The organism is Streptomyces iranensis, from assembly GCF_017874715.1.
GTDB classification, from domain to species: Bacteria; Actinomycetota; Actinomycetes; order Streptomycetales; family Streptomycetaceae; genus Streptomyces; species Streptomyces iranensis.
Window position 1 is genome coordinate 346,500 of record NZ_JAGGLR010000004.1, and the last position, 26,439, is coordinate 372,938.

17 protein-coding genes are annotated in these 26,439 nt (G+C 72.1%); 11 read left to right on the top strand and 6 right to left on the bottom strand.

Annotation, left to right across the window (positions count from 1 at the left end):
- Nucleotides 1-53: 53 nt before the first annotated feature.
- Entirely contained in the window at nt 54-938 is an 885-nt protein-coding gene (locus J2Z30_RS09525) for a hypothetical protein (protein ID WP_044569737.1), read from the bottom strand.
- A gap of 55 nt (nt 939-993) precedes the next feature.
- Nucleotides 994-1,191 carry a hypothetical protein gene (locus tag J2Z30_RS09530; RefSeq protein WP_078957305.1) on the bottom strand — a complete coding sequence of 66 codons (198 nt, stop codon included), beginning with the start codon at nt 1,189-1,191 and terminating at the stop codon, nt 994-996.
- Between the two features lie 212 nt (nt 1,192-1,403).
- Here J2Z30_RS09530 and J2Z30_RS09535 point away from each other — a divergent pair, with 212 nt between their 5' ends.
- The gene (locus J2Z30_RS09535; RefSeq protein WP_044569739.1) at nt 1,404-1,934 is read left to right on the top strand and encodes a hypothetical protein; all 531 of its coding nucleotides are present in this window, start codon (nt 1,404-1,406) and stop codon (nt 1,932-1,934) included.
- A 221-nt stretch (nt 1,935-2,155) separates the two neighbouring features.
- Here the strand turns inward: J2Z30_RS09535 and J2Z30_RS09540 are convergent, their stop codons facing one another.
- Together J2Z30_RS09540 and glgP are read right to left on the bottom strand one after the other, a co-directional pair.
- Nucleotides 2,156-2,311, bottom strand: coding sequence for a hypothetical protein (locus J2Z30_RS09540; protein ID WP_209468625.1), 156 nt, complete (start codon nt 2,309-2,311; stop codon nt 2,156-2,158).
- Between the two features lie 268 nt (nt 2,312-2,579).
- Entirely contained in the window at nt 2,580-5,267 is a 2,688-nt protein-coding gene (gene glgP, locus J2Z30_RS09545; RefSeq protein ID WP_044569741.1) for an alpha-glucan family phosphorylase, read from the bottom strand.
- Between the two features lie 216 nt (nt 5,268-5,483).
- Between glgP and J2Z30_RS09550 the strand changes: the two genes are divergently transcribed.
- From J2Z30_RS09550 to glgB, 8 genes are all read left to right on the top strand, one after another.
- Nucleotides 5,484-7,331, top strand: a complete 1,848-nt coding sequence (locus J2Z30_RS09550) for a rhamnogalacturonan lyase (RefSeq protein WP_372453253.1) — start codon at nt 5,484-5,486, stop codon at nt 7,329-7,331.
- A gap of 26 nt (nt 7,332-7,357) precedes the next feature.
- Nucleotides 7,358-8,155, top strand: a complete 798-nt coding sequence (locus J2Z30_RS09555; protein WP_044569744.1) for a pectate lyase — start codon at nt 7,358-7,360, stop codon at nt 8,153-8,155.
- 88 nt (nt 8,156-8,243) lie between these two features.
- Nucleotides 8,244-9,107, top strand: a complete 864-nt coding sequence (locus J2Z30_RS09560) for a helix-turn-helix domain-containing protein (protein WP_044569746.1) — start codon at nt 8,244-8,246, stop codon at nt 9,105-9,107.
- 68 nt (nt 9,108-9,175) lie between these two features.
- Nucleotides 9,176-10,429 carry a S8 family peptidase gene (locus tag J2Z30_RS09565; RefSeq protein WP_044569749.1) on the top strand — a complete coding sequence of 418 codons (1,254 nt, stop codon included), beginning with the start codon at nt 9,176-9,178 and terminating at the stop codon, nt 10,427-10,429.
- Nucleotides 10,430-10,708: 279 nt separating this feature from the next.
- Nucleotides 10,709-12,703 (top strand): alpha-1,4-glucan--maltose-1-phosphate maltosyltransferase, encoded by a 1,995-nt coding sequence (locus J2Z30_RS09570; RefSeq protein WP_044569752.1) that lies wholly within the window; start codon nt 10,709-10,711, stop codon nt 12,701-12,703.
- Nucleotides 12,700-14,445 carry a maltose alpha-D-glucosyltransferase gene (treS, locus tag J2Z30_RS09575; protein WP_044569755.1) on the top strand — a complete coding sequence of 582 codons (1,746 nt, stop codon included), beginning with the start codon at nt 12,700-12,702 and terminating at the stop codon, nt 14,443-14,445. The genes J2Z30_RS09570 and treS overlap by 4 nt, the downstream gene beginning before the upstream one ends.
- A 442-nt stretch (nt 14,446-14,887) precedes the next feature.
- Nucleotides 14,888-16,423: a maltokinase N-terminal cap-like domain-containing protein gene (locus J2Z30_RS09580; RefSeq protein WP_044569758.1), complete on the top strand. Its 1,536-nt coding sequence runs from the start codon at nt 14,888-14,890 to the stop codon at nt 16,421-16,423.
- A gap of 87 nt (nt 16,424-16,510) precedes the next feature.
- Nucleotides 16,511-19,042 carry a 1,4-alpha-glucan branching enzyme gene (gene glgB / locus J2Z30_RS09585; protein ID WP_308279883.1) on the top strand — a complete coding sequence of 844 codons (2,532 nt, stop codon included), beginning with the start codon at nt 16,511-16,513 and terminating at the stop codon, nt 19,040-19,042.
- A gap of 39 nt (nt 19,043-19,081) precedes the next feature.
- Here glgB and J2Z30_RS09590 read toward each other — a convergent pair whose 3' ends face one another.
- Nucleotides 19,082-22,195, bottom strand: a complete 3,114-nt coding sequence (locus J2Z30_RS09590; protein ID WP_245387775.1) for an AfsR/SARP family transcriptional regulator — start codon at nt 22,193-22,195, stop codon at nt 19,082-19,084.
- A 278-nt stretch (nt 22,196-22,473) separates the two neighbouring features.
- On the opposite strand from J2Z30_RS09590, the gene J2Z30_RS09595 reads away from it, so the two are divergent.
- Nucleotides 22,474-22,668: a hypothetical protein gene (locus tag J2Z30_RS09595; protein WP_020868332.1), complete on the top strand. Its 195-nt coding sequence runs from the start codon at nt 22,474-22,476 to the stop codon at nt 22,666-22,668.
- A 457-nt stretch (nt 22,669-23,125) separates the two neighbouring features.
- On the opposite strand, the gene J2Z30_RS09600 is transcribed toward J2Z30_RS09595, so the two are convergent.
- Complete coding sequence (locus J2Z30_RS09600; RefSeq protein WP_044569767.1) at nt 23,126-24,565, bottom strand: cation:dicarboxylate symporter family transporter; 1,440 nt, start codon at nt 24,563-24,565, stop codon at nt 23,126-23,128.
- A gap of 163 nt (nt 24,566-24,728) precedes the next feature.
- Here J2Z30_RS09600 and J2Z30_RS09605 point away from each other — a divergent pair, with 163 nt between their 5' ends.
- A complete protein-coding gene (locus J2Z30_RS09605) occupies nt 24,729-26,351 on the top strand; it encodes a sensor histidine kinase (RefSeq protein WP_044581370.1) in 1,623 nt (540 codons plus the stop codon).
- Nucleotides 26,352-26,439: the final 88 nt, after the last annotated feature.

Genomic DNA, 26,439 nt, shown 5'->3' on the forward strand with positions numbered 1-26,439 from the left:
GAACGCACATGTGGCCGATGTGGCTCACCTCTCATCCAATGTTCGTCCCGCGTTCAACGACCCCTGTCGTGGTCCGGAACGGAGGCTCCAACCCGCGTGAGGGCGGCGACCGTTCCACGCGGGTCGTCCGCGTGAAACCGGAGCGTACGGGCGAAGCCCGGCCCGCCGAGCGGTCGCACGAACTCCACCGGTTCCGTCAGCTCCACCGTCACCGTGGTCTGGCTGCCCACCGCGAGGTCGAGCACCCCGTCCGCGCTCACCTGCAGCAGCCGTCCGTCGGGGTAGCGCCGCTCGACCCGGGCGGCGGCGATGGTGGCGGCCGGAACCCGCAGGTCGAACAGTGCGCCGAACCGTATGCGCAACGAGCCGTCGGATCCCACGACATGCGGCCGGACCACGCAGGACGCGTGCAGGGCGAGGATCAGCACCACCCCGTACACATCGACGACGAGCAGGATCGCGTGCACGACCGGCCAGGGGATCACCAGCGCCAGCCCGACCGTTTCGACCACGGAGACGAAGAGCAGCCCGTACATCATGGCCGTCTGGGGTCCGGTGTACGCGGCGGCCAGCGCCCCCTCGGGGACCTGGTGACGGCGGCGCAGCACCCACAGCCCGACGCTGTGCAGGGCCCGGACCTCATGCACGATGAGCCTGCGCGCGACCACCGGTACCAGCGTACGCAGCGCCCCTCGCATGGCGTCCCGCCGCCCGGCCCCGGCCCGCCGCCGGACGGCGTACAGCCGCCACAGAACGACGGCCTCCAGCGCGAGCACGGTCGCGACCAGCGCCTCGGCCCCCACGAGAACCGCTCCGGGTATCCGTACGCCTGCCACCACACACACCGCGACGACCACCTCGGCGGGCAGCACCACCCACACCGCCACCCGCGCGACCCGCAGGCCCTTGACGGCCTCGCCGCCCTCTCCGATACGCATGCCGCCAGTAGAAACCCTGCCGCTGCGACAAGGTCAACCGTGGCCGCATGAAGGGTCAGTCGGGCAAGGGCAGGCGGATGACGGGATCGAAGGGGCGCTTCTGGAAACCGGTCCGCAGATTGCGGCAGTCCGGCGCCTTGCACATGAAGAACTCCTCGACCGTCTTCCGCCCCGTGCGGTTTTTCAGCCAGGACTTCTCGTCGGCGGTGAGCCGACGGTGCAGCTCGTCGGATCCGCAGGTGTAGCAGTACATCTTCTGGTCTCGCACGACACCTCCTGAAAAGGCGGACAGCCAACCCGCGAGCCTACGAGGCACATTGACTGACGGACAGTACACAACCGGACAACTCGACCCCTCCCCGGCGATGCGCACGGTCCGGGGAGGGGTCCCCAGCAGCCGCGAGACCATCCCGGCTGGCGGCCGGGGCGTCCCGGCCGCCATGGCCCACGGCGGAACGGGACGACATGCGCGACGAGAGCACCTATTGCCATCGACCACAGCGGCCCCGCGCGCCCTGGCAAGCGAGCGCCGCCGGTACGGCCGCGCTGGTCACCGTCGTCGCCCTGGGCGGTTGCTCGTCGTCGCCTCCCGGGCTGGTCGAGAGCGCCGACAAGAAGTGCGACACCATCACCGACCGGTTCACCGGGGACCTGGCCTACGGCAAGACACTCGGATCGGACGACCTGACGAAGGTGCGCAAGCGGAACACTCTGATCAGGGACCTGCGGAAGGACGTCAAAGAGCTGCCCCAACCCGATTCCGCGGCCGACCGGGCCGCACTGAACGCCTGGCTGGGCAAGCTGGACGCGTACGCGAAAGAGCTGTACACGATGCACAGCGTCATCCAGAACCTCAAGCCCGGCATGGAGCTGCTGCTCGCCGTGACCGCCAACATCGTCAAGGACAGCGCGGAGGAGGCGGGGGCGGCAGCCAAGAAGGCCGGTCTACGCAGTTGTGCTCACGTCAAGCGGTGGGAGTACCTGGTACCGGATTGATCTGTTCAGCAGTGCCAACGGGGCACCCAGCTGCGAGACATCAAGGAGTCCGAGGAATTCATCGTCGTCCCGCCTGAGTTGCTGACTCACTACACCCCCAAGGAGTGGAGTACCGCCGGACGTCGACCGAGGGCCTGCCTGAGTCGCTCGTAGCTCCTCGCTCTCGCGGAGCATGATGGGCTCGCGCTCTCCTGCCGCGACGTGCACACAAAGCTGGCCGCCTAGCCATCGTCGCCCCCGCGCCATGTCGCGCGGACCCGGCGCCAGGCCTCGATGACGGCCGGAATCTTGGACAGGAGCTCCGCTGCCATGGTGAGTATCAGCCCGGCCAGGCCGAATGCGGCGAGCACGAGCAGGGTGACGGTGTCCCAGTCCACCAGTTCTCACACCCCTCAGTCGGGTGGTCGAACCGATGGCCCGGCAGGCAGCTCAGCCCGACCACCTCGTACGGTGGTCAGCTGAGGTCCTGCCGACGTCCAAGATCTCAATACGAACAGCCGGAGAGCGGCGCTCTCCGGGACCGTCGGCAATTCCGGCCGCCACGCGGGCGGCGGCCGGCTTTTTTCGTGCACCCCGAGACGTCGGGCTTGGGGTGGCACTTTCCCCCGTGCCGGACGGTCCGTCACCAGTTTAGCCGCCGGAGGCTCAGCGCATCAGGACTCCCGCCGCTTCGGATGTGGACTCCGAGGGGATGGCGATGAGGCCCGGTTCGGCGGGGTGGGAGAGGAGGGGGTGAGTGGGGAGGACGCGGATGGTGTAGCCGAAGGGGCCGGTGCGGTTGAGGGCCAGGGGGGCTTCGTAGAGGCGGCTGCCTTCGAGGTCGGGGCCCGCGGTGGGTTTGAGGGGGACATGGGTGGCGTCGGTGATGCGGTCGGTGTCGTCCACGCGGCCGGCCACGGCCTGGACTTCGACGTCCGTCGGGTCCAGGCCGCCGAGGCGCACCCGGACGCGGAGGGAGAGCGTCGAGCCGAGTTCCGCGGCGCCGCCCGGGGCGGGTGGGGTGAGGTGGGCCTCGACGTGGTCGACGGCGACGTCCGGCCAGGCGGCACGGATTCGGGTCTTCCAGGTGGCCAGTTCGGCGGCCGCCTCGAGGTTCAGGGCTCGGTGCGAGCGGGCGGCGGGGGCGTAGAGGCGCTCGACGTATTCGCGGACCATGCGGCCCGCGAGCACCTTGGGGCCGAGGGTGGTGAGGGTGCGGCGGACCATGGCGATCCAGCGGCCGGGGAGGCCGTCCAGGCCGCGGTCGTAGAAGCGCGGGGCGACCCGCTGCTCCAGCAGGTCGTAGAGGGCGGCGGCCTCCAGGTCGTCGCGGCGGGTCTCGTCGATGGCGTCGCCGTCGGCTGTGGGGATGGCCCAGCCGAAGTCCGGCTCGTACCACTCGTCCCACCAGCCGTCGAGGACGGAGAGGTTGAGACAGCCGTTCAGGGCCGCCTTCATACCGCTGGTGCCGCATGCCTCCAGCGGGCGCAGCGGGTTGTTGAGCCAGACGTCGCAGCCGGGGTAGAGCTTCTGGGCCATGCCCATGCCGTAGTCGGGCAGGAAGACCAGGCGGTGGCGCACCCGGGGGTCGTCGGCGAAGCGGACGAGTTCCTGGACGAGGCGCTTGCCGCCGTCGTCGGCCGGGTGGGCCTTGCCCGCGACGACGATCTGGATCGGCCGTTCGGGGTGGAGCAGCAGCTCCATCAGCCGGTCCTGGTCGCGCAGCATCAGGGTGAGCCGCTTGTAGGAGGGGACGCGGCGGGCGAAGCCGATGGTGAGGACGTCGGGGTCGAGCACCCCGTCGATCCAGCCGAGCTCGGCGGTGCCCGCGCCGCGCTGCCGCCAGGAGGCGTACAGCCGCTGCCGGACCTCGGCGACCAGCCGCTTGCGCAGGGTGCGGCGCAGCTCCCACAGCTCGGAGTCGCCGAGGTGGCCGAACTGGCGGGCGCCGAGCCGGGTGACCTCGGGGGCCGTCCAGGTGGGTGCGTGCACCCCGTTGGTGACGGAGGTGATGGGCACCTCCTCGGGGTCGAAGCCAGGCCAGAGCCCGGCGAACATCTCCCGGCTGACGCGGCCGTGCAGGGTGGACACCCCATTGGCGCGCCGGCCCAGCCGCAGCCCCATCACGGCCATGTTGAAGAGGTTGGGCTCCCCGCCGGGGTACGTCTCCATACCGAGCGCGAGGATCCGCTCGACCTCGATCCCGGGCAGCTCGGCGTCGTCGCCGAAGTGGCGGGCGACCAGCTCGCGGTCGAAGCGGTCGATCCCGGCGGGCACGGGGGTGTGGGTGGTGAAGACGGTCCCGGCCCGCACCGCCTCATGGGCGGCCTCGAAGTCGGCCCCGCCGTCGATCAGTTCGCGGATGCGCTCCAGGCCCTGGAACCCGGCGTGGCCCTCGTTGGTGTGGAACACCTCGGGTTCGGGGTGGCCGGTGAGCCCGCAGTACGCGCGCAGGGCGCGGACGCCGCCGATGCCCAGCAGCATCTCCTGGAGCAGCCGGTGCTCGCTGCCGCCGCCGTAGAGCCGGTCGGTGACCTCGCGCTCGCCGTGGCCGTTCTCCTCCACGTCGGAGTCGAGCAGCAGCAGCGGCACCCTGCCCACCTGGGCCTGCCAGACGCGGGCGTGGAGCGGACGGCCGCCGGGCAGGGTGAGCGGGATCCGGACGGGCCGGCCGTCCGTCTCGCACAGCTGGGTGAGCGGCAGCTCGTCGGGGTCCAGGACCGGATAGTGCTCCTGCTGCCAGCCGTCGCGGGAGAGCGACTGCCGGAAGTAGCCGTGGCGGTAGAGCAGTCCGACGCCCATCAGAGGCACGCCGAGGTCGCTGGCGGCCTTGAGGTGGTCACCGGCGAGGATGCCGAGGCCGCCGGAGTACTGGGGCAGGGCGGCGGTGATCCCGAACTCCGGCGAGAAGTAGGCGATGGCGGTGGGCAGCCCGGAGGCGGCGGGTGCGTCTGGGGGTACGGACGAGCCTGACGGCACGGGCGCGTCTGCTGACACAGGCGCCCCTGGAACCGCGGACTCGACCGGGATCGGCCCGGCTCTGTCCTCTGCGGCGACCCGCCCCTGATACCACCGGGGCCCGGTCAGATAGTCGTGCAGATCATCCGCGGCCGCCGTGAGACGGCGCAGGAAGGAGCGGTCCTCGGCGAGGTCCGCGAGCCGGGAGAGGGGCACGGCGCCCAGCAGCCGCACCGGGTCGCCGCCCGACTCCCGCCATCCCTCGGGGTCCACGGACTCGAAGAGCTCGCGGGTCTCGGGGTGCCAGGACCAGCGCAGATTGCGCGCCAGCCGGTTGAGCGGTCGCAGGGGCTCCGGAAGGACGGGGCGCACGCTGAATCGACGAATGGCCTTCACCCTTCGACGGTAGCGGCCGACGAGTCCCCGTTTCGACTGTTTCGCCCCGCTCCCGAGAAGTCGGCCCGAAGGCGGCAACCTTTCCGGCCAAGGGGACGACTACGGGGCACACCTTCCCCCCATGCCTTGGAGGACCACGTGCGCTCTCGGGACAGTTCGCACACTCCGCCCCCCGCTCATCCGCCCAGATCCCCGGCGCGGAGGACACGCGGCCGGATGCTGGCCGCCGCCTGCGCGGCGGGCGCGCTGACCGTCACCATGCTGGGAGGCGTCTCGGGGGCCGCCGAACCCGGGGGTGCAAAGGGGGCCGCAGGCCCCAAGGCGGCCGCCGCGGCCCAGCTCGAGAAGCTGGACCGGGGGCTGGTGAGCGTGCACACCGGCAATGACAACCTGGTCAGCTGGCGCTGGCTGGCCACCGACCCGGACGGTGTCACGTTCAACCTCTACCGGGGCGGCGTCAAGGTCAACTCCTCCCCCATCACCACGGCCAATTACCTCCACAAGGACGCCCCGAGCAGCGCCGACTACACCGTGCGGGCCATCGTGGGCGGGGCGGAGCAGCCCGCCTCGCCGAGCGCGATCCAGTTCCGCCCGGGGTACTACGACGTGCCGATCTCACCCCCGGCGGGCGGCTCGGACTACACCTACGAGGCCAATGACGCCTCCGTGGGTGACCTCGACGGCGACGGCGACCTGGACTTCGTCCTGAAGTGGCAGCCGACCAACGCCAAGGACAACTCCCAGTCGGGCGTCACCGGCAACACCATCGTCGACGGCTACACCCTCCAGGGGCAGCGGCTGTGGCGTATCGACCTGGGCCGCAACATCCGCTCCGGCGCCCACTACACCCAGTTCCAGGTGTACGACTACGACGGCGACGGCCAGGCCGAGATCGCGATGAAGACCGCGGACGGCACGGTCGACGGCGCCGGTAAGACGATCGGCAACGCCTCCGCCGACTACCGCAACTCCAGCGGCTATGTGCTCAGCGGACCGGAATATCTGACGATGTTCAACGGCCGCACCGGCGCCGCGATGAGCACGGTGGACTACGTCCCGCCGCGCGGCACCGTCTCCTCCTGGGGCGACTCCTACGGCAACCGCGTGGACCGCTTCCTGGCCGGGACGGCGTATCTCAACGGCTCCACCCCCTCGCTGATCGAGGCGCGCGGCTACTACACCCGCACCGTGATCTCCGCCTGGAGGTTCAGCGGAGGCCAGCTCACCCGCCAGTGGACGTTCGACACCAACAGCTCCACCAACACCGGCAAGGGCTACGACGGCCAGGGCAACCACGCGCTGGCCACCGGCGATGTGGACGGCGACGGCCGGGACGAGATCGTCTACGGCTCGATGGCCGTGGACGACAACGGCTCCGGGCTGTGGACCACGAAGAACGGCCACGGCGACGCCGCCCACCTCGGCGACCTCGACCCCTCACGGGCGGGTCTTGAGTACTTCAAGGTGGACGAGGACTCCGCCAAGCCGGGCTCGTACCTCGCCGACGCCCGCACCGGCCAGGTGCTCTGGTCCACCGCGTCCGGCGGCGACAACGGGCGCGGCGTGGCCGGTGACATCTGGGCGGGCAGCGACGGCGCCGAGATGTGGTCCGCGCGGGACGGCCAGATCCGCGACGAGGGCGGCGGCACCAAGGGCCGCAAGCCCTCCTCGATCAACTTCCTGGCCTGGTGGGACGGCGATCCGGTGCGCGAGCTGCTGGACGGCACCCACATCGACAAGTACGGCACCTCGGGTGACACCCGGCTGCTCACCGGCTCCGGAGTGCACTCCGACAACGGCACCAAGGCCACCCCGTCGCTGTCCGGCGACATCCTCGGCGACTGGCGCGAGGAGGTGGTCTGGCCGACGAGCGACAACAAGGCGCTGCGGATCTACTCCACGCCGTACGAGACCGACCGGAAGATCACCACGCTGCTCCACGACCGGCAGTACCGCGAGGCGCTGGCCTGGCAGAACACGGCCTACAACCAGCCCCCGCACCCCAGCTTCTTCATCGGCGACAAGATGGCGACCCCGCCGCGGCCGGCCATCACCACCCCGTGAGACCCCCACAGAGAAGGAGATCCGACATGGCTGAACAACGCACCAAGCGGCACCGGGCGATAGCCGGGGCCCTCGGCGCCGTCGCCCTCACCGCGGGCGCGATCACCACCGGGCTGACCCTGCCCACGGCCTCCGCCGCCACCTGGCCCACGCCCAGCGGCACCCCGCAGGCGGTCTCCAAGACCATCGGCGTCAGCGGGACCACCGACGGCGGTATGAAGCGCTACTACGGCTCCGGCGACCTCGGCGGCGACGGCCAGGAGGAGGACCAGGGCCCGCTGTTCGAGCTGAAGGACGGCGCCACCCTGAAGAACGTCATCCTCGGCGCCCCGGCCGCCGACGGCGTCCACTGCGAGGGCAGCTGCACCCTGCAGAACGTCTGGTGGGAGGACGTCGGCGAGGACGCCGCCACCTTCCGCGGCACCGGCAAGACGTTCAATGTCATCGGTGGCGGCGCCCGTAAGGCCGCGGACAAGATCTTCCAGTTCAACGGCGGCGGCACGCTCAACATCTCGGGCTTCGCCGGGCAGGACTTCTCGACCTTCGTCCGCTCCTGCGGCAACTGCTCCTCGCAGTACAAGCGCACGATCAACGTGAGCAACACCGAGATCACCGCCCCCGGCAAGGTCATCGGCGGGATCAACACCAACTACGGCGACTCGCTGACCCTGCGCGGGATCACGATCGTCGGCGACAGCAGCAAGAAGATCGTCCCGTGCCAGAAGTACATCGGGAACAACACCGGCGCCGAGCCGAGCAAGAACGGCAGCGGCCCCGACGGCACCTACTGCAAGTACAGCAGCTCCGACATCACGTACAGGTGATCGCCCACGAGTGATCCCCCCTGGCCGCGCCGTGCCTGACCCTCACAGGGACAGGCACGGCGCGTGCCCGTACCGGACACTGGTCGGTATGGACACACCTGCCGAGCTGGGGAGCTTTCTGCGCACCCGCCGCGCCGGGCTGCGCCCGGAGGACGTCGGCCTGGTCGCGTACGGGACCCGGCGCCGGGTCCCGGGGCTGCGCCGCGAGGAGCTGGCGCAGCTGGCCGGGGTGAGCGCGGCGTACTACACCCGGCTGGAGCAGGGCCAGTCCAGCGGTGCCTCGGACGGGGTGCTGGACGCCATCGCCCGCGCACTGCGGCTGAGCCCGGACGAGCGGGCGCACCTCGGCAACCTGGCCCGTCCGCCGCGTGCCGGGCGCCGCCCCGCGCGGCGCGCCGAGTCCGCGCGCCCGGCGACCCGGCGGCTGCTCGCCGCGATGGACGGCGTACCGGCCGTGGTCCTCGGTGCGCGCTTCGACGTCCTGGCGTGGAATCCGCTGGGGCACGCCCTGATCGCCGGGCATCTGCCCGCCGACGCGCCCGAGCACCCCGACGACCGGCCCAACACCCAGCGGATGCTGTTCCTCGATCCGCACACCCGTGAGCTGTATCCGGACTGGAAGGGCGAGGCGCGGCGCGCGGTCTCCTCGCTGCGGCTGGTGGCCGGGGCGCACCCCGACGACCGGCGGCTGGCGGAGCTGGTCGGCGAACTGACCATGAGGAGCGGGGAGTTCGCGGCGCTGTGGTCGCGCCACCCGGTGCGCCGGTGCGCCTTCGGCACCAAGTCCTTCCACCATCCGCTGGTGGGGCCCCTGGAGCTGGACTTCGAGATGACCCGGCTGCCGGACTCGGGGGGCCAGGCCCTGCTGATGTACGGGGCGGAGCCGGGGTCGCCGTCGGAGGCGGCGCTGCGGCTGCTGTCGAGGGAGGCCGTCGCGTTCTACGCCCCCTGATGCGCCCTTGTCGGGATCTTTCGTCCCACGCGACGCTTGCGCCGTCGAGTTGGGGAGGGGATCGTTCCATGGCATGCGCATCCGCGGGCCCCCGTCGGAGGGTGGCGGCGCCGGCCGCCGTCGTCGCGGTGGTCCTGGTGGTCTTGTCGCCCGCTCAGACCGTTCCCGCGCAGGGGGTCCAGGCCACGGGCGGAGCGGGGACCCAAGGCCATATCGCGGCGGACCACGGCTATATCGTCGCCCTGAAGCGGGGCCCGGGAGTGCCCATGGCGGCGTCCGGGGCGGGCCGGGCGCTGGTCGAGCGGTACGGGGCGCGGGTGCGCCGGGTCTACCGCACCGCGCTCAACGGCTATGCGGTACGGGCGAACGCGGCACAGGCCGGGCGGCTGGCGGCCGATCCGCGCATCGCCTCGGTGACCCGGGACGAGCGGGTGTCGCTGCGCTGGTCCCGGGCGCGGTTACCGGCCCCACCGCGCGGCCGGGCGCGGCCGCCGTGGGGTCTGGACCGGATCGACCAGCCGGACCGGCGGCTGGACGGGGCGTACACCGCGCCCCGTGGCGGCGGGCGCGGCACCACGATCTATGTGATCGACTCCGGGGTCCGCACCTCCCATGAGGACTTCGGCGGCCGGGCCCGCTCCGGCTGGGACTTCGTGGACGACGATCCGGTGGCCGAGGACGGCAATGGCCATGGCACCCATGTGGCCGCGACGGCGGCGGGCGCGCGCTACGGCGTGGCGAAGGAGGCCGCGATCGTGGCCGTCCGGGTGCTGGACGACCGGGGCGAGGGGACCATCGCGCAGGTGCTGGCCGGAATGGACTGGGTGCTGCGACACGCCAGGCGGCCCGCGGTGGTCAATCTGAGTCTGGGCTCGGCGGCCGCGACTCCGCTGCCCGAGTGGGACGCGGCGGTACGGGCGGGGATCGCCGCCGGTCTGGTCTTCACCGTGGCGGCGGGCAACCAGGACCGGTCCGCCGCCTCGTTCTCGCCGGGCCGGGTGCCGGGGGCGCTCACGGTGGGCGCGACCGACCGCGCCGACCGGCGCTCGGGTTTCTCCAACTGGGGCCCGGGAGTTGACCTGTTCGCGCCCGGGGACCGGATCGTCTCGGCGTCCGACGCGAGCGACACGGCGGTCAGGACGCTCTCCGGTACGTCGATGGCGGCCCCGCATGTCGCGGGCGCCGCCGCGCTGTATCTCGCCGGCCATCGCTTCGCGACTCCGGCCCAGGTCGGGGCCGCGCTGACGGCCGGGGCGAGCAAGGGCCGGGTGCGCGGTGCGGGTCCGGGCTCGCCGAACCGTCTGCTGCGGGTGGCCAACTGACGTAAACACAGAACGTATCGAGTGGACGGCCCCGCCTACGGGCGGGGTCGATTCGTGTACCCCGCGTTACGAACCGGTAGTTAACGGGAACCCGGATTGTCTCCCCGTTCCGCGGGGGAAGGCTTTCCACGCGCGCCCCCCATGGCCGACCCCATCCGCCCACCAGAGTGAACGCGGACAGGAGCTGTCATGCCCGCAACCCAACGCCCGGCGGCAAAACCGATACAAAGGACAAAAGCCGCCCCCGCGCCTCCATCCGCACTGCCGTCAGGTGATCCTATGATCGGTCGCATTCCCATTCTGGATATCCGCCCGCTGATCGACTGCGGCCGCCGCCCCGCCAAGGCGGTGGTGGACGAGACCTTCGAGGTCAGTGCCACCGTGTTCCGGGAGGGCCATGACGCGGTCAACGCCAATGTGGTCCTCCGGGATCCGTCCGGCCGCTCCGGCCCCTGGACCCCGATGCGTGAACTCGCCCCCGGCACCGACCGCTGGGGCGCCGAGGTCACCCCCGGCGCGCCCGGCCGCTGGACGTACACGGTCGAGGCGTGGAGCGATCCGATCGCCACCTGGCGCCATCACGCCCGCATCAAGATCCCGGCCGGGATCGACACCGATCTGGTCCTGGAGGAGGGGGCCCGGCTGCATGAGCGGGCCGCCGCCGGAGTGCCCAAGAACGACGGCCGGGAGGCGGTGCTGGCGGCGGTCGACGGGCTGCGCGACGAGCGCCGCCCGGTGGCCGACCGGCTCGCCGCCGCCCTCGCGCCCGATGTGACCGCGGCCCTCGACCGCCACCCGCTGCGGGAGTTGGTCAGTTCCTCGCGCCCCATGCCGCTCCAGGTGGACCGGGAGCGCGCGCTGTTCGGCTCCTGGTACGAGCTCTTCCCGCGCTCGGAGGGCGCCAAGGTGTCCGAGGGGCGGCGGCCGGTCAGCGGCACCCTGCGTACCGCCGCCGAGCGGCTGCCCGCGATCGCCGCCGCGGGCTTCGACGTGGTCTATCTGCCGCCGATCCACCCCATCGGCACCGCGTTCCGCAAGGGCCCCAACAACACGCTCTCCGCGGGCCCCTTCGACGTGGGCTCGCCCTGGGCCATCGGCTCGGCCGACGGCGGCCATGACGCGATCCACCCCGACCTCGGCACCTTCGAGGACTTCGACCACTTCGTGGCGCGCGCCCGGGAGCTGCGCATGGAGGTGGCGCTGGACTTCGCGCTCCAGTGCTCCCCGGACCACCCCTGGGTCTCCCAGCACCCCGAGTGGTTCCACCAGCGCGCCGACGGCACCATCGGGTACGCCGAGAACCCGCCCAAGAAGTACCAGGACATCTATCCGCTCGCCTTCGACCGGGACTTCCACGGGCTGGTCCGGGAGACCGAGCGGGTGCTGCGCTTCTGGATGGCGCACGGGGTGCGGATCTTCCGCGTGGACAATCCGCACACCAAGCCGGTGGTCTTCTGGGAGAAGGTGCTCGGCGACATCCACCGCAGCGACCCCGATGTCCTCTTCCTCTCCGAGGCGTTCACCCGCCCTGCGATGCTCAACGCCCTGGGCGCGGTCGGCTTCCACCAGTCGTACACCTACTTCACCTGGCGGAACACCAAGCAGGAGCTCACCGACTACCTCACCGAGCTGTCGGGGGACGCGGCCGCCTGGATCCGGCCCAACTTCTTCGTCAACACCCCCGACATCCTGCACGCCTACCTCCAGGAGGGCGGCCGCCCCGCCTTCGAGGTGCGGGCCGTGCTCGCCGCCACCCTCTCCCCCGCCTGGGGCGTCTACGCGGGCTACGAGCTGTGCGAGGGCACCCCGGTGCGGCAGGGCGGCGAGGAGTACCTGGACTCGGAGAAGTACCAGCTGCGGCCGCGCGACTGGGCGGCGGCCGAGCGCGAGGGAAGAACGATCACCCCGCTGCTCGCCCGGCTGAACCGGGTGCGCCGCCGCCAGCCCGCCCTGCGCCGGCTGCGCAACCTCAGATTCCACCACGCCGACAACGATTCCGTCATCGTCTACTCCAAGCGTGCGGGCGACTCGTGTGTGGTCACGGTCGTCAACCTCGACCCTCACCACACCCAGGAGGCGACGGTCTCGTTGAACATGCCGGAACTCGGCCTCGAGTGGCATGAGTCCGTCCCGGTGCGCGACGAGCTCACCGGCGAGACCTATCACTGGGGCAGGGACAACTATGTGCGCCTGGAGCCGGGGCGGGACACGGCTCCGGCGCATGTGCTGTCCCTGCGACCGTCCTCACCGATCGGAGGGTCACCCACAACATGATCGTCAACGAGCCCGTACCGGACACATTCGAGGACACGCCCGCGGGCGACCGCGATCCCGACTGGTTCAAGCGCGCGGTCTTCTACGAGGTCCTGGTCCGCTCCTTCCAGGACAGCAACGGCGACGGCGTCGGCGACCTCAAGGGCCTGACGGCCAAGCTGGACTATCTGCAGTGGCTGGGCGTGGACTGCCTGTGGCTGCCGCCGTTCTTCGCCTCACCGCTGCGCGACGGCGGCTATGACGTCTCGGACTACACCGCCGTGCTGCCGGAGTTCGGGGACCTCGCGGACTTCGTGGAGTTCGTCGACGCCGCTCATCAGCGCGGGATGCGCGTGATCATTGACTTTGTCATGAACCACACGAGTGATCAGCATCCGTGGTTCCAGGAGTCCCGCAGCGACCCGGACGGACCGTACGGCGACTACTACGTCTGGGCCGACGACGACAAGCAGTACCAGGACGCGCGGATCATCTTCGTCGACACCGAGGCGTCCAACTGGACCTTTGATCCGGTACGTAAGCAGTACTACTGGCACCGCTTCTTCTCGCACCAGCCGGACCTCAACTTCGAGAACCCCGCCGTCCAGGAGGAGGTACTGGCCGCCCTGCGCTTCTGGCTGGACCTGGGCATCGACGGATTCCGGCTCGACGCCGTCCCATATCTGTATGCCGAGGAAGGCACCGACTGCGAGAACCTGCCCCGGACACATGAGATGCTCAGGCGCGTCCGGGCCGAGATCGACGCCCACTATCCGGACACCGTGCTGCTGGCCGAGGCCAATCAGTGGCCGGAGGACGTCGTCGACTACTTCGGCGACTTCTCGGCGGGCGGCGACGAATGCCATATGGCCTTCCACTTCCCGGTGATGCCGCGCATCTTCATGGCCGTGCGGCGCGAGTCCCGCTATCCGGTCTCGGAGATCCTCGCCAAGACCCCCGCCATCCCCTCCGGCTGCCAGTGGGGCATCTTCCTGCGCAACCACGACGAGCTGACGCTGGAGATGGTCACCGACGAAGAGCGCGACTACATGTACGCGGAGTACGCCAAGGATCCGAGAATGCGGGCCAACATCGGCATCCGCAGACGACTGGCGCCCCTGCTGGACAACGACCGCAACCAGATCGAGCTGTTCACCGCGCTGCTGCTGTCCCTGCCCGGCTCGCCGATCCTCTACTACGGCGACGAGATCGGCATGGGCGACAACATCTGGCTCGGCGACCGCGACGCCGTGCGCACCCCCATGCAGTGGACCCCCGACCGGAACGCGGGCTTCTCCTCCTGCGATCCGGGGCGGCTGTTCCTGCCGACCATCATGGATCCGGTCTACGGCTATCAGGTCACCAATGTCGAGGCGGCCATGAGCAGCCCGTCCTCGCTGCTGCACTGGACCCGCCGGATGATCGAGATCCGTAAGCAGAACCCCGCCTTCGGGCTCGGCTCCTTCACCGAGCTGCCGTCCTCCAACCCGGCCGTCCTCGCGTTCCTGCGCGAGGCCCCGAGGACCCGGGACGGCGAGGACGACCTGGTGCTGTGCGTGAACAACTTCTCGCGCTTCGCCCAGCCCACCGAGCTGGACCTGCAGTCCTTCGCGGGCCGCCATCCGGTCGAGCTGATCGGCGGGGTCCGCTTCCCGGCCATCGGCGAGCTGCCGTATCTGCTCACCCTGGCCGGGCACGGCTTCTACTGGTTCCGGCTGCGGCGCAGTGAGGTGATGGGGCACTGGGCCGACCGCGTCGGCTGAGCGACGCTTTCCCCTCCCCGCCCCTTCCCTCAGCTGGGGCACCGCCCCAGACCCCGCTCCTCAAGCGCCGGAGGGGCTGATTTCAGCCGGTCCGGGGTCCAGGGGCGGAGCCCCTGCCACGCGGCGGAGCCGCATATCGGTGCTTCGGGAAGGGGCGGGTAGGGGAACAGCCCGCCGCAGGCGCCAAGCCCGCCATCCGGTTTGGGCCGGGCCCGGCCTTCGCTCGTCCGTACGCGTCCATCTCGGGCGCGTACGGGCGTTTTCGACCCCCCGTCATGGGCACTCTGTACTCACACCGTCACCGGCGGGCCCGATGGCGTTCACCGGGCTCTCCGTACGGACGATCCTCGCCCGACACGTCCCGCACCGTCGCACAGTCAATGCCGCAATCCGGGACACTTTGCCCTGATCTGTCGTGTGCCCGGGGAAAGGACGCGACGCCATGCCGGAAGCTCCGCTCTCCCGGGGGGCACATCACCCGCCGACCGCCGTACCGCGGGACCAGCCCCCACCGGCCGCGGCCCGCACCGCCGCGGCCGCGGGCCCACCCGGGCTGCTCGCCTCGCTCGCGCCGCTGCTCGCCGAGTGGCTGCCCCGGCAGCGCTGGTTCGCGGGCAAGGGCCGTCCCGTCAGCGGCTTCGCGCTGGTCTCCGCGACCGAGCTGCTGCCGTGGCGGGCGAGCGGCGGCACGCCGGGACTGCTCCATCTGCTGATCCGCGCCCAGCAGCCGGAGCCGCCCGGCCACCGGCACGGCTTCGGCTGCGGCCACCGGCGCGGGGCGGCGGCCAGCGACTGCTACCAGCTCCTGCTCGGGGCGCGCCCCGCCCTGCCGCCGCCGCTCGCCCCCGCGCTCATCGGCCGGCCCAGCGGCGGGCCGCTGGACGGGCAGACGGTGTACGAGGCGCTGGCCGACCCCCGGCTCACGACGCTGCTGCTGGAGCGGCTGCGGATGCCCGGACGGCTCGGCCCGCTGCGTTTCGTACGGGAGCCGTCCAGCGCCATCCCGTCCGCGCTCGCGCCCCGGGTGATGACCGCGGAGCAGTCCAACTCCTCGGTGGTTTACGGCGATACGTTTATTCTCAAGCTCTTCCGGCGGGTCAGCCCCGGCACCAACCCGGACCTCGAACTCCCCCTCGCGCTCGCCCGCACCGGCTGCTCCAGGGTGCCCGCGCCCGCCGCCTGGTTCGAGGCCGAGCCCCCGGCCGAGGGGGCCGGGCCACGGCCGGAGCCCTTCACTCTGGGGGTGCTCCAGCCCTTCCTGGCCGGTTCCCGGGACGGCTGGCAGCTGGCGCTGGACGCCCTGGCCGCCGACGGCGACTTCACCGACGCCGCCCGCGCGCTGGGGCACGCCACCGCCGAGGTCCATCTGGCCATGGCCCGCGCGCTGCCCACCTCCGTGCTGCGCCGCCCGCAGATCGAGCACCTCGCCGCCGCCATGAGCGAGCGGCTCGACTCGGCCGCCGCCGCGGTGCCCGCCCTCCAGCCGTACCGCACCGCGCTGCACGGCGCGTACGAGGACCTGGCAGCGCTGGGGCGCGCGGGCCGCGCCTGGGCGGCCCAGCGCATCCACGGCGATCTGCACCTGGGGCAGGCGCTGCTGACCGGGGACGACGGCGGCGGAGCAGGCGGACGGTGGTCGCTCATCGACTTCGAGGGCGAGCCATCCCGTCCGCTGGCCGAGCGGCGCCGCCCGCAGCCGCCGGTGCGCGACATCGCGGGCATGCTGCGGTCCTTCGACTACGCGGCGGCCGTGGGACGCCATGAGCACCCGCAGGAGTGGGCGGGCCGCACCCGCGCCGCGTACTGCGCGGGCTACGCGGAGGCGTCCGGCACCGATCCGCGCGACGAACCGGAGCTGCTGCGCGCCCACGAGACCGACAAGGCCGTCTACGAGGTGCTCTACGAGGCGCGGCACCGCCCCGACTGGCTGTCCGTCCCGATGACCGCGATCCACCGCCTGGCCGCCACCCGCGCCTGACCCCGGGCCGGGGCGGTCCCGCCCCGGCCCGGCCCGCTTGCCCGCCGTTCCCTCCGACACCTCCGACACCCCCGGGAGGACCACCCCGTGACCGCACGACCGCCGTCCGGCCAGTACCCGTCCGACGAGGGACCGGGCCACGCGCCCGCCGCCACCGGCGCCACAACCGGCCCGGCGGTCCCGGCGACGTTCCTCTCCGGCCGCCCCCATCCGCCCGCGCACCCGGGCTCCGCGGCCCGGGTGTCCTACGGCTCACCGCCCGTGCCCCGGGCGCCTCGCGCGGACGAGGAGCGGCACGAGGAGGAGCGGTACGAGGAGGAACGGCACATGGAGGACGGCGGCGTGGGCGGGCCGTCGCGGGTGGCCGGGCGGCCCGTGGCCGGGGGTGGCGCGGGCCCCGAGGACGCGGGGGAGGACGAGCGGGGGGTGCGGGCCGCGCCCGCGCTGGGGGACGAGGACCGGCGGCGGCTGCTGGCCGGGGCGCATCACGATCCGCACGCCGTGCTCGGCGCCCACCCCGTGCGCGGCGGGGTGCTGTTCCGGGCCCTGCGCCCGTACGCCCGCTCGGTGACCGTCACCGCCGCCGGGCTGCGCGCCCGGCTGCGGGCCGAGGGGGACGGGCTGTTCTCCGGGGTGCTGCCGCTGCGGGAGGTCCCGGACTACCGGCTGCTGGTGGCGTACGAGGACGCCAAGCTGGAGCTGCACGACCCGTACCGCTTCCTGCCCGCCATCGGCGAGCTCGATCTGCATCTCATCGGCGAGGGCCGCCACGAGGAGCTGTGGCGGGCGCTCGGCGCGCGGCCGATGACCCACGACGGCGTGGCCGGCACCCGCTTCACCGTATGGGCGCCCAATGCCCTCGGAGTGCGGCTGACCGGCGACTTCACCTACTGGGACGGCACCGCGCTGCCGATGCGCTCGCTCGGCGGCAGCGGCGTGTGGGAGCTGTTCCTGCCCGGCGTCGGCGAGGGCGCGCTCTACAAGTTCGAGATCGCCCGGCCCGACGGCGGCCACTCGCTGCGCGCCGACCCGATGGCGCGGCGCACCGAGTGCCCGCCCGCCACCGCCTCCGTCGTCCACGCCTCGCACCACGACTGGGGCGATGACGCGTGGATGGCGGGCCGGGCGGGCGGGCGCGTCCATGAGCTGCCGTTCTCCGTCTACGAGGTGCATCTGCCGTCCTGGCGGCCGGGGCTGACCTACCGGCAGCTCGCCGAGCAGCTCCCGGCGTACGTCAAGGACCTGGGCTTCACCCACGTCGAGCTGATGCCGGTGGCCGAGCACCCCTTCGGCGGTTCCTGGGGCTACCAGGTGACCGGCTTCTACGCGCCCACGGCCCGCCTCGGCACCCCCGACGACTTCAAGCACCTGGTGGACGCGCTGCACCGGGCGGGCATCGGGGTCATCGTGGACTGGGTGCCCGCGCACTTCCCGAAGGACGCCTGGGCACTGGCGGAGTTCGACGGCCGTCCGCTGTACGAGCCCGCGGATCCGCTGCGGGCCGCGCACCCCGACTGGGGCACGCTGGAGTTCGACTACGGGCGTACGGAGGTGCGCAACTTCCTGGTGGCGAACGCGGTCTACTGGTGCGAGGAGTTCCACGTCGACGGTCTGCGCGTGGACGCCGTCGCCTCCATGCTCTACCTCGACTACTCCCGCGAGCCCGGCCAGTGGACGCCCAACGCGCACGGCGGCCGGGAGAACCTGGACGCGGTCGCCTTCCTCCAGGAGATGAACGCGACCGTCTACCGCCGCTGTCCGGGTGTGGTCACCATCGCCGAGGAGTCGACCGCGTGGGACGGGGTCACCCGCGCCACCCACCATGTGGGCCCCAGCGGCTTCGGCGGCCTCGGCTTCGGGCTGAAGTGGAACATGGGGTGGATGCACGACTCGCTGGCCTATCTCGCGCACGAGCCGGTGCACCGCGCCTATCACCACCACGAGATGACGTTCTCGATGGTGTACGCGTACAGCGAGAACTATGTGCTGCCGATCTCGCACGACGAGGTGGTGCACGGCAAGCGGGCCCTGGTGTCGAAGATGCCCGGCGACTGGTGGCAGCGGCGCGCCACCCACCGCGCCTACCTCGGCTTCATGTGGGCCCACCCGGGCAAGCAACTCCTCTTCATGGGACAGGAGTTCGCGCAGGGCGCCGAATGGTCGGAGGCGCACGGTCCCGACTGGTGGCTGCTGGACCCGTCGTACTCCGCCGAGCCCGACCACCGGGGCGTCCGCGATCTGGTCCGCGACCTCAACCAGGCGTACGCGGCCACGCCCGCGCTGTGGCAGCGGGACACCGACCCCGAGGGCTTCTCCTGGGTCGAGGGCGATGCCCGCGAGGACAACGTCTTCGCCTTCCTCCGCTACGACGCCGAGGGCTCCCCGCTGCTGGCCATCAGCAACTTCTCCCCGGTGGTCCGCCATGAGTACCGCGTCGGGACACCGGAGGCGGTGCCGGTGTGGCGCGAGGTGCTGAACACCGACGACCGGCGCTACGGCGGCGGTGGCGTGGTCAACGCCGAGCCGCTGAAGGCCGAGCCCACGGGGTGGCACGGCCGTCCGGCCTCCGTCCTGCCGGTGCTGCCGCCGCTGGGAACGGTCTGGCTGCGGCCCGCCTGAGCCGTACGTACACCCCCTGCTTCACAGCCTTACGTCCCGTCAGCCGTCCGATCCGCCAAGACCGGTGAGGCCGTCCCGGACCCGGTGGGCGTCGGGGTGGCCGAGGGAGTCGAACCGGGTCAGGGCCCGCTGCCAGCTGCGGCGGGCCCCGGCCCGGTCCCCGGCGGCCAGCTGGGCGCTGCCGAGCCGGTGCAGGGACTCGGCCTCCCGGACCCGCTCGCCCCGGCCGCGCCGCAGATCCACCGCGTGCCGGTAGCAGCTGATGGCCTGCTGGTGGTCGCCGACGTGCTGATGGGCGTAGCCGAGGCTGTCCCAGGCGGCGGACTCCCCGCGCCTGTCCCCCGCCTGCCGCAGCATGGTCAGCGCCTTCTCGCAGTGGACGAGGGTCTGCTGGAAGTCACCCAGCATGGCGTACGCCCAGCCGACGTTGTTCAGGGCGTACGCCTCGCCGCTGCGGTGGCCCGCCGCCCGGTACAGCTTCAGGGCGCGCAGCGCGTGGTGCAGTCCCTCGTCATGGCGTCCCTCCCGCTCACTGGCGAGGTTGAGCGCGCCATGGGCCAGGGCCTGGCCGACGGCGTTGCCGGTCTCGCGGTGCAGGTTCAGGGCGCGCACCAGATGGCCGCGGGCCCGGTCGTAGCGCCCCATCCGCAGATCGGCGAGGCCCAGGGCATAGCAGGAGTGAGCCTGACCGGCGAGGTCGCGGATGCGGTGGGCCGAGCCCAGGGCGATCCGGTGCACGGTGCGCTGGTCGTGCCAGTGGCCCCGCTGGTCCAGGAACTCCGTGAGCGACCAGGCCAGTTGCCAGGCGTGGGTCTCGAATCCGGCCTCCGCGGCCTCCTGCAGGGCCGCCATCAGCGCCGGACAGGTGACGATGAACCAGAGCAGCGCCTGGCCGTGCCCCGCGAACTCGCCGACGCCGACACCGGGCCGGACCGGCTCGACCGTGATCCGCTCCCGGTGCGGGGTGAAGGCCCTCCCGGCGGCCACGGCGGTGTGCAGATAGTGGTCGAGCATCCGGTGCAGCGCGGTACGGCGCTCCTCCTGCGCGTCGTACGCCTGGGTGAGCTCCATGGCGTAGGCGCGCAGCAGATCGTGGAAGCCGTACTGACCGGGGGCGCGCTCGGTGATCAGATGCGCCCGGGTCAGCTGGATCAGCAGCCGGCGGGCCTGCGGCACCGGGATCCCCACCAGGCTGGCGGCCGCGGGGGCCGCGATGTCGGGGCCAGGGTGCACGCCCAGCAGCCGGAACAGCCGGGCGGCGTCGGCGTCCAGGGTGTGGTACGACCAGGAGAAGACGGCCCGGACATCGGTGGTGGCGTCCCCGCCCTCGAACGCGTCGAGGCTGCCGCGGGCGTCGCGCAGCTCCCCGGCGAGCGCCTCCAGGCCGAAGCGGGGGTGGGTGGCGGCGCGGGCGGCCACGATGGCGAGCGCGAGCGGCAGCCCGGCGCACACCGTGATGACCTCCTCCACGGCCTCGGGCTCCGCGGCCACCCGCTCACCGCCCACCCGGCTGATCAGCAGTTCGCGCGCCTCGTCGCGGTCGAGCAGATCCAGCGGCAGCGGCTGGGCCTGCTCGGCGACGACCAGGCTGGTGAGCTCGTTACGGCTGGTCAGCACCACCAGACAGCCGGGGGAACCGGGCAGCAGGGGCCGCACCTGCTCGGCGTCCCGGGCGTTGTCGAGCAGGATCAGCATCCGGCGGTCGGCCAGCAGGCTCCGGTACAGCGCGGTCTGCGCCTCCAGGGTCGCGGGGATCCGGTGGGCGGGCACCTGGAAGGCGTCCAGGAAGCCCCGTACGGCCTCGGCGACGGTCATGGCCGAGTCGGTGGGGCCGAAGCCGCGCAGATTCACATAGAGCTGGCCATCGGGGAACCGGTCGCGGACGCGGTGGGCCCAGTGCACCGCGAGGGTGGTCTTGCCGAGGCCGCCGCTGCCCGCGATCACGGTGATCCTCGCGGCCGTGGACGCCCGTCCCCCTCCCCCGCCGTCGCCCTCGCCCGTGCCCGTGCCCGCGGGCAGCAGGGCGTCCAGCCCGGCCAGTTCGCGCTCACGGCCGGTGAAGTGGGCGACGTCGGAGGGGAGTTGCTGGGGTACGGCGGTGACGGCGGTGATCTGCTCGGGGGCGGGGGCGGTGGCGGGGGTGGAGGTGCCCGAGGGGTCGGCGGCGAGCTCGGGGGCTTCGGCCTCGTCGGCGGGCGGGATGCCCTCCGGGGCGGGGGCGGGCGCGGGCGCGGGCGCGGGGGTCGGGCCGGGTGGCGCGTCGGGCGGCGTCGGCACCGCGGGAGCGCTCCCGTACGCGCCGGACGGCCCGGAGGGATCCGCGGAGCGGCCGTCTTGGCTGTCCCGCCCGTCCCACCCGTCCCACGCGTCCCACCCGTCCCGGCTGTCCCGCCCGTCCCGGCTGTCCTCCAGCGCCTGCCGGTGGAGCCGCTGCAGCTCGTCGCCGGGCTCGATGCCCAGCTCCTCCACGTACCTCCGGCGGGTGGAGCGGAACAGCGCGAGGGCGTCGGCCCGCCTGCCACAGCGCCGTAGCGCCTCCATCAGCAGCGCCACCGAGCATTCCCGCAAGGGGTGTTCGGCCACCAGGGCAGACAGCTCCGCGGCGGCCTCGTGGTGGCGTCCGGAGCGCAGATCGATCGCGGCACACTCCTCGACCGCGGCCCGCCGCTCCTCCTCCAGACCGGCGCCCAGGGTCTCGGGCAGCCAGCCGCCCGCGACATCCGCCAGCGCGGGCCCGCGCCACAGCTGGAGCGCGGCGCGCAGCAGCTCCCCGGCTCGGGCCTCGGCGGCCACGGCGGCCTCGGGCTCCCCGGTGGCCCCGGCGTCCTTGGGAGCCTCCCGCGCGGCCCGCACCAGATCGCGGAACCGGTGCAGATCGACCTGCTCACGCGCGGCGGTCAGCGAATAGCCCTTCGCCGACGTCGTCAACTCGGCCCCGGGCAAGGCGGACAGGATCCGCCGCAGCTTGGAAATCTGTACCTGTACGGCGTTTCGCGCGGACCCCGGTGGGTCCTCGCCCCATACTGCCAACACCAGCCTGTCGACGGACACCACGCGGCCGGAGGCCATCAGCAGCATCGCCAGAACGGACCGCTGTTGTGCGGCGGTCGGCCCCAGCAGACGCTCGCCCTGCCATATTCCGACCGGTCCCAACAGGCGAAACTCGGTCCCATCCACACACTGCCCCCGTTGGTACCAGAGATTTCACTGTGACCACTTGGAAGCCTACCCACGGGTTCGGGTCAGCGAGGCATCAGCGGGATATCAGCGGCTCGTAGCACCCTACGAGTGTTCGAGGGTCCCACGGGCACCAGAAGCTCTCCCCGGTCACCGCTGGCGGCGGCGGCCGGACCGGAACTCTCCGGTCTCCGGGCCCTCTTCCGACGATGAACGGGGGACGGTATGGCAGTGAGGTGCCGAGGAGGCGGCTCATGACCACCGCAGGAGGAACACGGAGCACACCACGGATCGGCGAACTCGTCTACGACCTCGAGCGCGAGGCCATGGGCCGGGTCGCCTACGTGGACACCGGCGGGAACATCGCCTGGGTCAAACCCCTGCGCGAGGGCCCCGAGTGGACGGCCCTGCCGGAACAGCTGCGCCGCGCGCCGGACGGCGAGCGGTAGGAGGTGTCCGGCGGATGGTGACGCCTGCGGCGGGCTGTTCCCCTCCCCGCCCTTTCCCGAAGCATCGATATGCGGCTCCGCCGCGTGGTGGGGCTCCGCCCCAGACCCCGGGGCCCAGGGGCCGCCGGACACCCCGTAAGGCGCTGACGCGCCTTCGGCGCCAAGACCAGCCGGGCACCGCCGAGGACCCCTTGGCGGCCGGGCCAATGCCGGCGTCTCGCGTCTTCCAACGGGGGGAAGACGCGGGGCGCCATTCGTCTTGTGCGCGACGCGGTTGTCGTGCGCCGGACGCCACGCGGCGTGTCCACAAGGCCCTGCCCTCCGTCGTGCGCAAGACGCCACGCGACCTGTGCGGGGCGCCATTCGTCTTGTGCGCCACGCCATGCGCCCCGGGCACATGAAACGCGCACGGCCCTGCCCCGATTCAGGAGGGCAGGGCCGCGTTGCGCGTGGGGTGTCAGGCGGGCACGTGCTCCTTCGCCGTGTCACCGCCACGCCGCTCGGGGAGGGACTTGCCCTCGGCCGCCTCGGAGTCGTCCGCGGCCGGGCCGTGGCCGCCCCCCTTGTAGGCGAACGCGGAGGCGTCGAACGGCAGCCGTCCGGCGAGGACTTCGTTCATCCGCTCCTTGTCGACCTCCTTGGTCCAGGTGCCGACCAGGACGGTCGCGACCGCGTTGCCCGCGAAGTTGGTGAGGGCGCGGGCCTCGCTCATGAAGCGGTCGATGCCGACGATCAGGCCGACGCCGTCGACCAGTTCGGGCCGGTGCGACTGCAGACCGCCCGCCAGCGTCGCCATTCCCGCGCCGGTCACACCGGCGGCGCCCTTCGAGGCGACGATCATGAAGACGAGCAGGGATATCTGCTGGCCTATGGAGAGCGGGTCACCCATGGCCTCGGCGATGAACAGCGAGGACATGGTCAGGTAGATGGCGGTGCCGTCCAGGTTGAAGGAGTAGCCGGTGGGGACGGTGATGCCGACGACCGGCCTGCTGACACCCGCGTGCTCCATCTTCGCGATGAGCAGCGGCAGCGCCGACTCGGAGGAGGACGTCGACAGGATCAGCAGGAACTCCCGCGCCAGGTACTTCAGCAGCAGGAAGATGTTCACGCCCGCGACCAGCCGCAGGATCGTCCCGAGGACGACGAAGACGAACAGCAAGCAGGTGGTATAGAAGCCGATCATGATGACCGCGAGCGCCTTGAGCGCGTCCAGACCGGTCTCGCCGACCACGGCGGCGATCGCGCCGAAGGCGCCGATCGGGGCGGCCCACATGACCATCGACAGCAGCTTGAAGACGAGCTGCTGTATGTGGCCTATGCCGCGCAGCACCGGCTCGCCCGCCTTGCCCATCGCCTGGAGGGCGAAGCCCGCGAGCAGCGCCACGAACAGCGTCTGCAGCACCTCGCCACCGGTGAAGGCGGACACGAGCGTGGTCGGGATGATGCCGACCAGGAAGTCCGCCATCGACTCATGGGCGCCCTCGGCCTGGCTCTGCCCGGCCTGGGCCGCCTCGTGGCTCATGTGCAGACCGCTGCCGGGATCGAGGAAGTTGCCGACGATCAGACCGATCGCGAGGGCGACGGTGGACATCAGCATGAAGTAGCCGAGTGCGAGACCGCCTACGGCACCGACCTTCGCGGCCTTCCGCACCGAACCGATGCCGAGCACGATCGTGCAGAAGATGATCGGCGAGATCAGCATCTTGATCAGGTTGACGAAGCCTTCGCCGATGGGCTTGAGCTCCACCGCGGTATCGGGGGCCACGAAGCCCACGAGGATGCCGAGCGCCACCGCCCCGATGACGGCGAGGTAGAGGTAGTGAATCCTTTCTTTCTTCGGCTTCGTCCCATCCGGTTCCGTACGCCCGGATGCGGGCGGCGTGGTGTCCGCAGCCACGGTGCTGCCTCCTTCTTTTCTGCCGTCCAACTGTCCCGGCGCTGTACTGTGTGCGGCTCGCACACCGCCTTGAACGGTCCCGGCGACTATGCCCCAGCCTGTGACGGGGGTCACCCTTCCGTTCATTTCGTTCACGCAAAGATGCGTGTGCAGACTGATGGCCATGCGCATCCCCCACCCCCGGAGCCTGGCGGGCCAGCTGTTCGCGATGCAGGTCGTGCTGGTCGCCGCCCTGGTGGCCGGATGCGCCGTCTTCGCCTACGTGACCGACCGCGAGCAGGCGGTAGTGGCCGCGCGGCAGCGGGCGACCGCCGCCGCGGTGGCCGTCGCCGACTCCCCGTCGGTCGCCGAGGCCGCGCGGTCCAAGGACCCCACGGCCCGGCTCCAGCCGTACGCGGAGAAGGTGCGCCGGGACACCGGCGTCACCTTCGTCACGATCATGGATACCCACGGGGTGCGCTGGGCGCACCCCGATCCGCGCCAGATCGGCGCCACCTATCTCGGCCACATCAAGCCCGCGCTGCGCGGGCGGATCTTCGACGAGACGTACACCGGCACGCTCGGCTCCTCCGTGCGCGTGGTCGCCCCGGTGCGCGACGCCCGCGCCGGGGGCCGGATCACCGCGCTGGTCAGCGCGGGCATAACGGTGGACACGATCAGCGCCCAGGTGCGCCGCCAGCTGCTCGCGCTGCTCGGCGTCGCGGCCGCCGCGCTCGCGGTCGGCGGCCTGTGCGCGTATGTGATCAACGCCCGGCTGCGCCGCCATACACACGGGATGAACGCGGCCGAGCTGAGCCGGATGCACGACTACCACCAGGCCGCGCTGCACGCCGTGCGCGAAGGGCTGCTGATGCTCGACGGCCAGCGGCGGATCGCGCTGATCAACGACGGCGGGCGGGAACTGCTCGGCCTGCCCGAGGACTCCGTCGGCCGCTACGCCTCCGACCTGGGCCTGCCACCCGCACTGACCGGCGCCCTGCTGGCCACCGAGCCGCGCGTGGACGAACTGCATCTGACCGCGGAACGGGTCGTGGTCCTCAACACCTCACCGGTGAGCAGCGGTGAGCAACGCGGCACGGTCGTCACGCTGCGCGACCACACCGAGCTTCAGGCGCTCTCCGGCGAACTGGACTCGGTGCGCGGCTTCGCGGAGGCGCTGCGCTCCCAGGCCCATGAGGCCGCGAACCGGCTGCATGCCGTCGTCTCACTGATCGAACTGGGCCGGGAGGACGAGGCGGTCGACTTCGCCACCGCCGAGCTGGAGCTGGCCCAGGCCCTGACCGACCAGGTGGTGGCGGCCGTCGCCGAACCCGTCCTGGCCGCCCTGCTGCTGGGCAAGGCGGCCCAGGCCAGCGAGCGCGGCGTCGAGCTCGTCCTGGCCCCCGACAGCCGTATCGACGACGGCGTCCTCCCGCCCGGCCTGCCCGCCCGCGACCTGGTGACCATCCTCGGCAACCTCATCGACAACGCCACGGACGCGGCCGCCGAGGGCGTCGGCAACGAGTCGGCCCCGCGCAGCGCCCGCGTCACGGTCACCGCCCGCACGGACGCCGGCGAGCTGACCCTGCGGGTGTCGGACACCGGCGCCGGGCTCGACCCGGCGGCGGCCGAGGAGGTCTTCCGCCGCGGCTGGAGCACGAAGTCCCCGGGGCGCGGCATCGGCCTGGCCCTGGTCCGGCAGGCCACCCGCCGCAACGCGGGCACGGTGGAAGTGACCACCTCCCCCGACGGCGGCGCCGAATTCACCGCCCGTCTCCCCCTGACGACCCCGGCCGTCACGCCGTGAGCGGCCCTCTGGACGACCCGGCCGCCGGCGGCCATATCCGGCCGTCCGGGAGTGGGGGTCCGCGGGCGGAGGCCCCGGGAGACAGGGC